Source organism: Pseudomonas sp. UTLPPB19802 (assembly GCF_059730225.1).
In genome coordinates this window covers 6,954,332-6,967,521 of record NZ_AP048545.1, presented here as the reverse complement: position 1 = coordinate 6,967,521, position 13,190 = coordinate 6,954,332, and the positions used below count along the sequence as shown (strand labels likewise).

The window sequence follows — 13,190 nt, the reverse complement described above, 5'->3', positions numbered from 1 at the left end:
CAGGAGCTTTGTAGGAGCGGGCGCTGCGGCGATCCGACTTGCCCGCGAATAGGCCAGCAAGCCCTGTATCGCCCAAGCTGCCGCCTTCGCGGGCAAGCCCTGCTCCTACAGGATCGGTGTCAGGCACGGAGCACGGGGTCAGTGCAGGCGCAGCCACAGACTGACCAGCACCGTTGCGGCGATCAGCCAGGCCACCACGGCCACCGCCAGGGACAATTCCAGGCGCAGGCGGTCGAGCATCACGTAGAGCACCGCCAGGTAGATGAAGTACGGGATGATCGACCACATGCCGAAAACAATGGTGGTCTTGAGGTCTTCCACCGAACGACCCTTGCCGACGATGTAGTGGGCGATCAGGGCAAAGGTTGGGAACAGCGGGACGAGCCCGGCGATGTAGTAGTTGCGGGTTTTCGACAGTGCGGCGAGCAACAGCACCACTACGGCGCCAAGGGCCGCCTTGAGTATCAGGTCCATATTCAGTGGCTCAAACCGTATTTTTTCACTTTGTCGAACAGGGTGGTCTTGGCCATGCCCAGTTCCTGGCTGGCCTGGGTGAGGTTGCCGCCAGTGCGTTGCAGGGCATCATTGAGCAGGTTGCGCTCGAAGGCCTCGACCGCTTCGGCGAAGCCCAGGCCGCCGGCGCTTTGCGTGCCGGATTTCTTGAAGGCCGGCAGGCCGAGGGCGAAACGTTCGGCGACGTTGCGCAGCTCGCGTACGTTGCCCGGCCAGTCGTGGCTCATCAGGCTCGACAGGGTCTGGTTGTCCAGCTCCGGTGCGGTACGATCGAAGCGTAGCGAAGACTGCTGCAGGAAGTGCTCGAACAGTTGCAGGATATCTTCGCGCCGCTCGCGCAGGGGCGGCAGTTCGAGAGTCACCACGTTCAGGCGGTAGTAGAGGTCGCTGCGGAATGCGCCGGCCTTGCCCAGCTCGTCGAGGTCGGACTTGGTCGCGGCGATCACCCGGCAGTCGACCGCCACGCTCTGGTTCGAACCCAGGCGTTCCAGGGTGCGTTCCTGCAGGACCCGCAACAGCTTGATCTGTAGCGGAATCGGCATGCTTTCCACTTCATCGAGAAACAGCGTGCCGCCATGGGCGTGTTCGATCTTGCCGATCCGTCGCTTGCCGGCGCCGGTGAAGGCGTTGGCCTCGTGGCCGAAAATCTCGCTTTCGAAGAGGTTTTCCGGCAGGCCGCCGCAGTTGAGCGCAACGAACTGTTGCGACTGGCGCCGGCTGAAATCGTGCAGGCAGCGGGCGACCAGTTCCTTGCCGGTGCCGGTCTCGCCTTCGATCAGCACGTTGGCCGAGGTGTCGGCGACGTTGGCGATCAACTCCCGCAGGTTCTGCATGGCGGGCGAGCGGCCGATGATCCGGCCCTCCAGGCTGTCGCGTTCGGCCAGTTGCCGGCGTAGCGACCAGACTTCCCGCGCCAGCCCGCGTTGCTCCAGGGCACGACGGGCGACGTCGACCAGCCGCTCGGGCGAGAAGGGCTTCTCCATGAAGTCGTAGGCGCCGGCGCGCATCGCGCCGACCGCCATGGATATGTCTCCGTGGCCGGTGATCAGCACCACCGGCAGGCTGCGGTCGCGAGCCTTGAGGCGTGTCAGCAGTTCCAGGCCGTCGATGCCCGGCAGGCGGATGTCGCTGATGACGATCCCGGGGAAGTTGTCGCCGATCCGTTCCAGGGCCGCTTCGGCACTGGCGACGCCCTCGCAGGGAATATCTTCCAGGGAGAGCGCCTGCTGGCAGCCGAGCAGCACATGGGGGTCGTCCTCGACGATGAGGACGGTCAGGTCGTTGTTCATATCGGCTCGGCCTTGGCAGGGTTGACCCGCGGTAAATGGAGGACAAAAGCGGTACCGCCGCCGTCCGGGTGTTCCACGCCCAGGTTGCCGCCAGCCGCGGCCGCCAGGCTCGCCGAGAGTGTCAGGCCGAGGCCGAGGCCCTGGGCTCCGGGCTTGGTGGTGAAGAACGGTTCGAACAGGTGCTTGCGGGCTTCCAGGCCGATGCCATGGCCGTTGTCGCGCACCTGCAGGCGATACTTGCCTTCGGCGAAGTCGCCTTCCAGCCACAGCTCCGGCAACGGCTGCGCCTGCATGGCGTCGAGGGCGTTGCTGAGCAGGTTGACCAGGATCTGCTCCAGGCGGGTCTGGTCGATCGCCAGTTGAACGTCGTCATGCTCGCGATGGATCTCCAGGTGCATGGCTTCGATGCGGCTACCCAGTACCTGCAGCGCTGCATCGATGGACTTGCCCAGGTTGGCCTCGCCCTTGTCTTCGCCACGACGGGCGAAGGCTCGCAGGCTGGCGGTGATGCGTCCCATGCGGTCGATCAGGTCGTTGATGGTCCGCAGGTTGGTGCTGGCAATCTCCAGTTCGCCGCGTTCGAGAAACCGAACGGTGTTGCCGGACAACGTGCGCAGCGCTGCCAGCGGCTGGTTCAGTTCGTGGGCAATACTGGTGGACATCTGGCCTATGGCGGCCAGCTTGCCGGCCTGGACCAGTTCGTCCTGGGCCCGGCGCAGGGTTTCCTCGGCCTGGCGCCGTTCGCGGATCTCGTCCTTGAGCCGGTCGTTGCTGGCGCGCAGGTCGGCGGTGCGTTCGGTGATCCGCCGTTCCAGCTGGCTGTTGGCTTCCTGCAGGGCTTCCCGTGCAGCGAGGCGGGTGGCAAGCACCTTGCGCCGTTCGTTCCAGGCGATCAGCAGGAACGCCACCAGGGCAAAGGCCACCGCGACCAGGATGCCCTGGTTGGCGGCTTCACGGCGCAGGTCCTGCAGGGGCGTGAGCAGGGTGAAATGCCAGGGGGTGTCGGCGAGTCCGCGGGTCTGGGCCAGGTAGCTGACGTTGTCGCCATCCTTGACCAGTTCCGTATTGGAGGGGAAGGTCAGGGTCTCGACGCCGTCACCGAGGCGTTCGCGAGCCAGCGGCTGCAACTCGTTGAGCGGCCACCAGTAGTATTGCAGGCTGCGGGCCAGGCGATCCTTGACCTCTGGCGTCAGCGGGCGGACCGACTTGAGGCGCCGGCTCGGGTCGCTGGAGAGGATGATGATGCCATTCTCGTCACTGACGAAAGCTTCCAGGCGAGCGCGCTGCCAGCGTTCTTCCAAGGCTTCGAGGCGTACCTTGATCACGGCTACGCCGATGATCTTGCCTTGCTCCTCGAGACCATGCGCCAGGTAGTAGCCGGGTTCGCCGAGGGTGCTGCCGATGCCGTAGAAACGTCCCGGCAGGCCCCTTACGGCGTCCTGGAAATAGGCGCGGAACGACAGGTCCTCGCCCAGGTAGCTGTCGCTGTCGCGCCAGTTGCTGGTGGCCAGCACCCGGCCAGTGGTGTCCAGCACGTAGATGGCCCGGCTGCGGCTGCGGCGATTGAGGCCTTCGAGGTATTCGTTGACGGTCTGGCGGTGGTCGGCATCGGGGTCGCGCAACAGGTCCGAGACGCTGGATTCAAGCTCCAGCAGGCTGGGCAGGTAGGTGTACTTGCTGATCTCGCTTTCGACGGTGCGCGCGTGCAGTTCCAGCGCGCGCTGGCCGTTTTCGCTGAGGGTGCGGATGCCGTAGTGCTCGCTGATGCGATAGCCGGCATAGCCGAGGCCGATCATGAGCAGGATGATCAGTGGCGGCAGGAACAGGTGACGGATCAGGCGGGGTTTCACGGCGAGTGATGGCGGCGTCGCACGAAAGAGATTGGGGTCGCATTTCATCACAGATGCCTTGGGTCAACCAGATCGCATTGGGGCTGATTGGGGTGTGGGAGCCAACGGCCTTGCACCCACATCCAAACTGTGGGGGCCGGATTCCGTGGGAGCGGGACTGTGGGAGCCGGATTGACCGATGCGTCGGACCGCCGCGAAGGCGTCCATGAGACTGCTAAAAGCTTCGCGGATGAATCCGGCTCCCACAATCCTGATCCCAAGGCCTGCCCCTACAGTCCGGTTCCTGCAGGCGGCTAAGCAGGGTTTCAGTGCTGCAGGATTTTTTCGAGGAAGTGCTGCGCGCGATCGGAGCGGGCGCTGATGTCGCCGAAGAACTCTTCCTTGTTGCAGTCTTCGATGATCTTGCCCTGGTCCATGAAGATCACGCGGCTGGCGACCTTGCGTGCGAAGCCCATCTCGTGGGTCACGCACATCATGGTCATGCCTTCCTGAGCCAGTTGGACCATGACGTCGAGCACTTCGTTGACCATTTCCGGGTCGAGGGCCGAGGTCGGTTCGTCGAACAGCATGACGATCGGGTCCATCGCCAGCGCCCGGGCGATTGCCACGCGCTGCTGCTGGCCGCCGGAAAGCTGGCCAGGATGCTTGTGCGCATGGGCCGACAGGCCAACGCGGTCAAGCAGTTGCAGGCCCTTCTTGGTCGCTTCTTCCTTGCTGCGGCCCAGTACCTTGATCTGCGCGATGGTCAGGTTCTCGGTGATGGTCAGGTGCGGGAACAGCTCGAAATGCTGGAACACCATGCCCACCCGCGAACGCAGTTTCGGCAGGTCGGTCTTCGGGTCGGCGATGGAGGTGCCGTCGACCACGATGTCGCCTTTCTGGAACGGTTCCAGGGCGTTGACGCACTTGATCAGGGTCGACTTGCCCGAGCCCGAGGGACCGCAGACCACCACCACTTCACCTTTTTTGACTTCGGTGCTGCAATCGGTCAGCACCTGGAAGTCGCCATACCACTTGTTGACGTTCTTGATAGAGATCATACGGCAAACCTTTTTTGCAGACGCTTGACCAGCTGCGAGGCGGCAAAGCTGATGATGAAGTAGACCAGACCGGCGAAGATCAGGAATTCGTTGGAGCGACCGACGATGTCACCGCTCGAGCGCGCGGAGTTGAGGAAGTCCACCAGGCCGACGGTGTAGACCAGCGAGGTGTCCTGAAACAGGATGATACTTTGCTGCAGCAGCAGCGGGGTCATCTTGCGGAACGCCTGCGGCAGGATGATCAGGCGCATGGTCTGGCCATAGCTCATGCCCAGTGCCTGGGCGGCACCCATCTGGCCCTTGGGGATCGACTGCACGCCAGCGCGGACGATTTCGCAGAAGTACGCCGCCTCGAACATCATGAAGGCGATGATGCAGGAGGTGAAGGCGCCGATCGGTGTGTCTTCGCCGGTGATCCAGCGCAGCACGAACGGTACAGCCAGGTAGAACCAGGTGATCACCAGCAGCAACGGGATCGAACGGAAGTAGTTGACGTAGGCACCGGCAATTCTCGACAGCAGCTTGCTGTGGGACAGGCGCATGAGTGCCAGGATGGTGCCGATGATGATCCCGCCGACGACGCCGAGGACCATCAGTTGCAGGGTCATCAGCATGCCGTTCCACAGGCCGGGGATGGCCGGGACAATGTCACTGAAGTCGAATTCCATTATTTACCCCCCACGGAGATCAGGCCGGGCACCGCAACTTTCTTCTCGACCAGGCGCATGAGCAGCATCAGGCTCATGTTCAGGGTGAAGTAGATCAGTGTCGCCAGGGTGAAGGCTTCGAACAGGTTGGCGGAGAACTCGGCGGTCTGCTTGGTCTGCGCGAGCAGTTCCATCAGGCCGATCAGCGAGGCCACGGACGAGTTCTTGAAGATGTTGAGGAATTCCGAGGTCAGTGGCGGAATGATGATCCGGTAGGCCTGGGGCAGCAGCACATTCCAGTAGATCTGCGGCAGCTTGAAGCCCATGGCGCGGGCCGCCGATTCCTGGCCGCGGGGCAGCGCCTGGATACCGGTGCGGACCTGTTCGCAGACCCGTGCGGCGGTGAACAGGCCGAGGCAGATCACGACGCTGATGTAGGCCGAGGTGGTCGGGTTCAGGTCCTGCTTGAACCAGTCCTGCAGGTTCTGCGGCAGCAGGTCGGGTACCAGGAAGTACCAGATGAACAGTTGCACCAGCAGCGGCACGTTGCGGAACAATTCGACGTAGCAGGTCGCGATGCCAGCCACCAGGCGGTTGGGTACGGTGCGCATCACGCCGAGTACGGAGCCCAGGCTTAATGCAATGATCCAGCCCACGATGGCGATCGCAATGGTCCAGCCCAGCCCGGAGATGAACCAGTCGAGATAGGTCTCGCTGCCCACGCCGGTGGTCTTGAAGAACACGCCCCAATCCCAGTTGTAATTCATTCGGGTCTCCCCTCAGGTCGATCGATGTACGAGCACGTGCTTCCGGGACTCCGCCCCGCCCGCCAGTGTCTGTCGGGCACACCGGTACCGCTCGCGGTCCGAGTGTTGTTCCATTGCGATTCAGAAGAAGCCAGTACAGCAGGTGTCCAGCAGACTTCCCAGGCTGCGCTGGCAGCCCTGGGAAGTAAGGTTAGCCGTGACTCAGATCTTTGCGTCAGGCGCTGGCTTGTCGTTCGGGTTGGCGATCAGGGCCTTGAGCTTGTCGCTCATCGGGAACTGCAGGTTCAGGCCTTTTGGTGGAATCGGCTGGGTGAACCACTTGTCGTAGATCTTGTTGATCTCGCCCGACTTGTAGAGGCCGACAATGGCGTCATCCACGGCTTTCTTGAACGCCGCGTCGTCCTTGCGGACCATGCAGCCATAGATTTCGTAGGACTGTGGAGTACCGGTCACGGCCCAGTCGGTCGGCTTCTTGGCCTTGGCCATCTCGCCGGCCAGCAGCGCGTCATCCATCATGAAGGCCACGGCACGGCCGCCTTCGAGCATCTGGAAGGACTCGCCGTGGTCCTTGGCAGAGATGACGTTCATGCCCATCTGCTTGTCGGCGTTCATGGCCTTGAGGATGCGCTCGGACGTGGTGCCGGCGGTGGTCACGACGTTCTTGCCCTTGAGGTTGTCGAAATCCTTGTATTCGGAATCCTTCTTGGCCAGCAGGCGGGTGCCGACTTCGAAGATACCGACCGAGAAATCGACCTGCTGGGCGCGTTCGGCGTTGTTGGTGGTGGAACCACACTCGACGTCGACGGTGCCGTTCTGCACCAGCGGGATACGGGTCTGGGAGGTGACCAGATTGTACTTGACCTTCAGGTCAGGCAGGTTCAGGTCTTTCTTGATGCCCTCGACGATGGCCAGCTGGATGTCGTGGGAGTAGCCCACAGGCTTGCCGGAGCTATCTGCGATGTAGGAGAACGGAATGGAACTGTCACGATGGCCGAGGGTGATGGTCCCGGACTCTTTGATCTTCTTCAGAGTGCCGGTCAGTTCGGCGGCGGAAACTGGAGTGCTGATCAGAGCGGCGGCGATTGCTGCGCCCAGGATGTGGGGAACGATGCGCATCGGTTACTTTCCTCGAGATTGTTTTTCTTATGGAGCCGTTCAGTCGGCCCTCGGATACTGCGAACAGCTCGCAGGCCCCTAGAGGCTGAGTGAGCATTCGGTGATGGAGTATAGAGCAGGACTCGTGCCATACCCGGCGAATCGAGTCTTCTATTTGATTTATAAGGGTTTTTATTTCATTTTGGCGAAATTCAAGGCGGCTTGCGTCCGGATCGCCGAATGGTGGCCGAATGAGCGTTCGGAAAACCGAATGGGGGGCGGGGATATGAAGAGGGGAATGTCTTTGCTGTGGGGCCAACAGGCTGGCCCCGCAGTGATATCGGTAGCAGCGGCCTGGACTCAGGCCGCTTCGATCTTGCCGCGAGCCTGCTCGGCCTTGTCCAGGTAGTCCTGCAGTTTCTGCTGTTGCTCGGGGCTGGTGAACAGGCCCAGTTTGCTGCGACGCCAGAGAATGTCCTGGGCCGCAGTCGCCCACTCTTCACTGCACAGGTAGTCCACCTCGCGGGTGTAGAGACCGCCGCCGATGTGCTCGCCGAGGTCGCCGAGTTCCTGGACGCCTTCGAGCAGGCGCCAGGTGCGGCTGCCGTAGGTGCTGGCCCAGCGCCGTGCGATCTCGCTTGGTACCCAGTCGAAGCGGCCGCGGATCGCCTGGGCCAGGGCTTGCGGCGTGCTCATGTCCTCACCGCCCGGCAGGGTCGAAGTGGCGGTCCAGCTTGGTCGCATCTGAGTGAAGAATGGCGCCAGCTGGGCCATCGCCGATTCCGCCAGTTTGCGGTAGGTGGTCAGCTTGCCGCCGAATACCGACAACAGTGGGGTTTCTTCGGCATTGGCCGACAACGCCAGGGTGTAGTCGCGGGTCACCGCCGAAGGGTTGTCCGACTCGTCGTTGCACAGCGGTCGAACACCGGAATAGCTGTGCAGGATGTCGCCACGACTCAGTTGCTTCTTGAAGTGCGCGTTGACCACGTTGATCAGGTAGTCGGTTTCCGCTTCGGTGATCGCCACCTTGGCTGGGTCGCCCTGGTATTCGCGATCGGTGGTGCCGATGATCGTGAAGCGCTCCAGGTACGGGATGGTGAACACGATGCGCTGGTCCTCGTTCTGCAGGATATGCGCGTGTTCGCCTTCGTACAGTCGCGGCACGATCAGGTGACTGCCCTGGATCAGGCGGATGCCGTACGGCGAATCGAGCTTGAGGTCTTCCTTGATGAACCTGGCGACCCACGGGCCGGCCGCGTTCACCAGGGCCTTGGCCTGGATAGAGAAGCGGACGCCGTCGGCGCGTTCCATCTCAAGGTGCCACAGGCCCTTGGTGCGACGGGCGCTGGTGCAGCGGGTGCGGGTGTGGATGTGTGCACCCTTTTCCCGGGCGGCCATGGCATTGAGTACCACCAGGCGAGCATCGTCGACCCAGCAGTCGGAATATTCGAAGCCACGACCGATTTCCGCCTTGAGCGGGCTATCGGGGCCGAACTTGAGGCTGCGTGAACCGGCGAGCTTTTCGCGCTTGCCCAGGTGGTCGTAGAGGAACAGGCCGGCGCGAATCATCCAGGCCGGCCGCAGGTGTGGCCGGTGCGGCAGGACGAAGCGCATGGGCTTGACGATATGCGGGGCCTTGGCCAGCAGCACTTCACGTTCGGCGAGGGCTTCGCGCACCAGGCGGAACTCGTAGTGTTCCAGGTAGCGCAGGCCACCATGGATCAGCTTGCTGCTGGCAGAGGAGGTATGGCTGGCCAGATCGTCCTTTTCACAAAGGAACACCGAAAGACCACGACCGGCTGCGTCCGCGGCGATCCCGACACCATTGATACCACCGCCTATCACGGCAATGTCATAGATCTCGGCAAGGGGTTGTGCAGGCAAGGTGGTGGAAGTCATCGGCGGCCTCGCTGGGTCTTCTATATTTGAATTCGAACATTTATGTTCATTTTCGAAAATATTAGCGGATAAGTGCGCCCACAGCCACCCGGTCTTGATTGAAAAAATTCATCAAGAATGGCTGAAAGGAAAATTATCGAACATGAGCAAGGAAGAAAGAGCGCTTGTGGGAGCGGGCTTGCCCGCAAGGCTTTTACTGGCCCTGCGGGCCTCTCGCGGACGAGCCCGCTCCCACGAATGCGATGCACGAATACCGGAGGACCTGATGGGCTCAGACCACCTCGAGACGGATCTTGTGCTGGTTGAGCAGTTGCGCCAGGGCGGGAACCGGTGCCTGATCGGTCACCAGGCAGTCGATCAGGGTGATCGGCCCCAGCCGTACCATGGCGTTGCGCCCGAATTTGCTGGAGTCGGCGGCCAGGATCACCTGGCGGGCATTGGCAATGATCGCCTGGGACACCCGCACTTCCTGGTAGTCGAAATCCAGCAGGCTGCCATCTTCGTCGATGCCGCTGATGCCCACCAGGGCGAAGTCCACCTTGAACTGGTTGATGAAGTCGACGCTGGCCTGGCCTACCACGCCACCATCGCGGCGCACGTTGCCGCCGGCCAGTTGTACTTCGAAGTCGTCCTTGGCGCTGAGGATCGAGGCGACGTGCAGGTTGTTGGTGATGATCTTCAGGTGGTTGTGGTTGAGCAGGGCGCGGGCGATCGATTCGGTGGTGGTGCCGATGTTGATGAACAGCGAGGCGTGGTCGGGGATCTGGCCAGCGATGGATTCGGCGATACGCTGCTTCTCGTCGCGCATCTGGTCGGCGCGCATGGCGTAGGCAGTGTTCTCCACGCTGGAGTCGTAGGCGGCGCCGCCATGGTAGCGACGCAACAGGTTGGAGTCTGCCAACTGGTTGATATCGCGGCGGATGGTTTGTGGGGTCACGACGAACAGCTGGGCCATTTCCTCGATGCTGACATAGCCGCGTTCGCGGACCAGTTCGAGGATTTGTTGCTGGCGGGGAGGCAGATTCATTGGGCGTCCTTTGGGCTGCCGTACAAATTCCACCATGATGCCGCAGGAAGAACCGGTCTGCCACTTGCAGGGCCGCTGAAACGTTTCTCAGGTCGCAAACCGGGCCGGTGCCGGTCGCTTGAGATGGGTGACTGGAGACGGTTCGGCTGGTCGGGGCAGGCTTGAGGTCCCATTCGCGGGCAAGCCCTGCTCCTACAGGGCCTGTGTCGTACGCAAGGTTGGTGTACACACACACTTCCTGTAGGAGCAGGGCTTGCCCGCGAATAGGCCTTCAAGCCCTGCTCATGTGTCTTACTCGCTGCCTTCGTGCGGTTCCCAGTCGCGGGTGCGGCTCACGGCTTTTTTCCAGCCACCGTAGAGCTTTTCCTTCTCGGCTTCGGCCAGTTGTGGTTCGAACTCGCGCTCGATCACGGCCTTGCCGCGCAGCTCTTCCAGGCTGCCCCAGAACCCGCAGGCCAGGCCCGCCAGGTAGGCGGCGCCGAGGGCGGTGGTCTCGCGCATTTGCGGGCGCTCGACCTGGGTGCCGAGAATGTCGGCCTGGAACTGCATCAGGAAGTTGTTGGCAACCGCGCCACCGTCCACGCGCAGGGCCTTGAGGCGCTCACCGGCGTCCTGTTGCATGGCGTCCAGCACGTCGCGGGTCTGGTAGGCGATCGACTCCAGCGCGGCGCGGATGATGTGGTCGACCTTGACCCCGCGGGTCAGGCCGAACAGTGCGCCACGGGCATAGGGGTCCCAGTACGGTGCGCCGAGGCCGGTGAAGGCAGGTACGAGGTAGACGCCGTTGCTGTCCTTGACCTTATTGGCGAAGTACTCGGTGTCGTAGGCGTCGTTGACGATTTTCAGTTCGTCACGCAGCCACTGCACGGTGGAGCCGCCGTTGAATACCGCGCCTTCCAGGGCGTAGGCCACTTCGCCGCGAGGACCGCAGGCGATGGTGGTGAGCATGCCGTGGTTGGATTTCACGGCCTTGGTACCGGTGTTCATCAGCAGGAAGCAGCCGGTGCCATAGGTGTTCTTGGCCTGGCCTGGCTCGACGCACATCTGGCCGAACAGCGCGGCCTGCTGGTCGCCAGCGATACCGCCGATGGCGATTCCGCTCTTGGTGCGGCCGTAGATTTCCGAGGACGATTTCACTTCCGGCAGCATCTCCCGGGGAATATCCAGGATTTCCAGCATCTTCGAATCCCACTCCAGGGAGTGGATGTTGAAGAGCAGGGTGCGCGAGGCGTTGGTGTAGTCGGTGACGTGAGTCTTGCCGCCGGTGAATTTCCAGATCAGCCAGCTATCGACGGTGCCGAACAGCAACTCGCCGTTGCGTGCACGCTCACGGCTGCCTTCGACGTTGTCGAGGATCCACTTGAGCTTGGTGCCGGAGAAGTACGGGTCGGTGACCAGGCCGGTGGTTTCGCGGATGTACTCTTCGTGCCCGTCGCGCTTGAGCTGCTGGCAGATCTCGGTGCTGCGACGGCATTGCCAGACGATGGCGTTGTAGATCGGCCGGCCGGTGGTCTTGTCCCAGACCACGGTGGTTTCCCGCTGGTTGGTGATACCGATGGCGGCGACCTGGTCATGATGCAGGCCGGCTTGCGCCAGGGCCTCGACCATGACCGCGCTCTGGGTGGCGAAGATTTCCATCGGGTCGTGTTCGACCCAGCCAGCCTGCGGGTAGTGCTGCTGGAATTCACGTTGGGCGGTGCAGACGACGTTGGCGTCGCGGTCGAAGATGATCGCCCGGGAGCTGGTAGTACCCTGATCGAGGGCAATGATGTAGTTCTTATTCTGAATGTCGGTCATTTTCGATTGCCTTGGACTGATATAGGGAAAAAAGCTCGGCGGGAGTCATCAGGGAAACGATGCCCGCCGGGACTGGCGTATTGCGGTGAATCAGGAAGCCTGGACCTTTTTGGCAGCGGTCGCAGGATCTTCCTCTACGGCGGCGCTGGGCAGATGGCGGGCAATCATCCCGCGATACAGCGCAGCGCCGAGGCTGGCACCGAGAATCGGTGCAAAAATCGGAATCAGGAAGTAGGGAATGTCACGTCCGCCGGTAAAGGCGACTTCACCCCAGCCAGCGAAGAATGTCATCAGCTTGGGACCGAAATCCCGTGCCGGGTTCATCGCGAAACCGGTCAGCGGGCCCATCGCGCTACCGATCACGGCGATCAGCAGGCCGATCAGCAGCGGCGCCAGCGGACCATTGGGCAAGCCATTGTTGTCGTCGGTCAGGGACATGATCACGCCCATCAGGATAGCGGTGATCACTACTTCGACCAGGAACGCCTGGGCGGTGGTCAGGGCGGCATTCGGGTAGGTGGAGAACACCGAGGCCAGTTCCAGGCTTGCCTGCGAACCTCGCACCATGTGGTGGGTCTGTTCGAAATCGAAGAAAAGATTGCTGTAGAGCGTGTAAACCAACGCGGCGGCACAGAAGGCACCGGCGATCTGGGCAATGATGTAGAACGGCAGCTTGCGCTTCTCGAAGTCGGCGAACAGGCACAGTGCAATGCTGACTGCCGGGTTGAGGTGCGCGCCGGAAACGCCTGCGGTCAGGTAGATCGCCATGCTCACGCCGATCCCCCAGATGATGCTGATTTCCCACAGGCCAAAACTGGCGCCCGCGACCTTGAGCGCGGCAACACAACCCGTACCAAAGAAAATCAGCAGCGCGGTGCCGAGAAATTCGGCGATGCATTGTCCCGAGAGCGATGGTTGTTTCAGAGCGGTAGTCATTGGACACCTCGATTTTTGTTGTTGTGTGACGCCAAGCCCGATGGTTGGCGTGGTCTTGCATCGACTTTCGGGGATCCCCATCCCTGAAGCCGACTTACCGCTGGGTACTGCTGGATTAGGACTATGATCTTCAGATTCGAAAAAATATAGACAAGAAACACTGCTGTCAAAGGTCGAAAGTGAACTGTCATCCACATTGTGACTATTGATTGAGTGAATGGCGTGGTTTTGCCTGTAGGAACACGTTGTCCAGAGCGCTCTCACTAAATTGTATCGAGCCTTGAAATAGACGGTTTTGTCTTGGCTGTGCAGCCTTTTCCCCGGCGATGG

At 61.8% G+C, this 13,190-nt stretch carries 11 protein-coding genes; all 11 read right to left on the bottom strand.

The window, feature by feature from the left end; genetic code table 11:
• Positions 1-138: 138 nt before the first annotated feature.
• Complete coding sequence (locus AC6I6U_RS30765; RefSeq protein ID WP_497883140.1) at positions 139-465, bottom strand: GlpM family protein; 327 nt, start codon at positions 463-465, stop codon at positions 139-141.
• A gap of 11 nt (positions 466-476) precedes the next feature.
• On the bottom strand, positions 477-1,802 hold the full coding sequence (gene aauR, locus AC6I6U_RS30760; RefSeq protein WP_497879693.1) for a two-component response regulator AauR: 1,326 nt from the start codon (positions 1,800-1,802) through the stop codon (positions 477-479).
• Positions 1,799-3,700 carry a two-component sensor histidine kinase AauS gene (gene aauS, locus AC6I6U_RS30755; protein WP_497879692.1) on the bottom strand — a complete coding sequence of 634 codons (1,902 nt, stop codon included), beginning with the start codon at positions 3,698-3,700 and terminating at the stop codon, positions 1,799-1,801. Before aauS ends, aauR begins: the two co-directional genes overlap by 4 nt.
• Before the next feature lie 257 nt (positions 3,701-3,957).
• Positions 3,958-4,692 (bottom strand): amino acid ABC transporter ATP-binding protein, encoded by a 735-nt coding sequence (locus tag AC6I6U_RS30750; protein WP_054057467.1) that lies wholly within the window; start codon positions 4,690-4,692, stop codon positions 3,958-3,960.
• Positions 4,689-5,360, bottom strand: a complete 672-nt coding sequence (locus tag AC6I6U_RS30745; protein ID WP_497879691.1) for an amino acid ABC transporter permease — start codon at positions 5,358-5,360, stop codon at positions 4,689-4,691. Before AC6I6U_RS30745 ends, AC6I6U_RS30750 begins: the two co-directional genes overlap by 4 nt.
• The gene (locus tag AC6I6U_RS30740) at positions 5,360-6,106 is read right to left on the bottom strand and encodes an amino acid ABC transporter permease (RefSeq protein ID WP_497879690.1); all 747 of its coding nucleotides are present in this window, start codon (positions 6,104-6,106) and stop codon (positions 5,360-5,362) included. The genes AC6I6U_RS30745 and AC6I6U_RS30740 overlap by 1 nt, the downstream gene beginning before the upstream one ends.
• 201 nt (positions 6,107-6,307) lie before the next feature.
• Positions 6,308-7,222 carry a glutamate/aspartate ABC transporter substrate-binding protein gene (locus tag AC6I6U_RS30735; RefSeq protein WP_497879689.1) on the bottom strand — a complete coding sequence of 305 codons (915 nt, stop codon included), beginning with the start codon at positions 7,220-7,222 and terminating at the stop codon, positions 6,308-6,310.
• 339 nt (positions 7,223-7,561) lie between these two features.
• On the bottom strand, positions 7,562-9,100 hold the full coding sequence (gene glpD, locus AC6I6U_RS30730; protein WP_497879688.1) for a glycerol-3-phosphate dehydrogenase: 1,539 nt from the start codon (positions 9,098-9,100) through the stop codon (positions 7,562-7,564).
• A gap of 271 nt (positions 9,101-9,371) precedes the next feature.
• Entirely contained in the window at positions 9,372-10,127 is a 756-nt protein-coding gene (locus AC6I6U_RS30725) for a DeoR/GlpR family transcriptional regulator (protein ID WP_497879687.1), read from the bottom strand.
• 291 nt (positions 10,128-10,418) lie between these two features.
• Entirely contained in the window at positions 10,419-11,924 is a 1,506-nt protein-coding gene (gene glpK, locus AC6I6U_RS30720; protein WP_497879686.1) for a glycerol kinase GlpK, read from the bottom strand.
• A 90-nt stretch (positions 11,925-12,014) separates the two neighbouring features.
• On the bottom strand, positions 12,015-12,860 hold the full coding sequence (locus AC6I6U_RS30715) for an MIP/aquaporin family protein (RefSeq protein WP_497879685.1): 846 nt from the start codon (positions 12,858-12,860) through the stop codon (positions 12,015-12,017).
• Between the last annotated feature and the right edge of the window lie 330 nt (positions 12,861-13,190).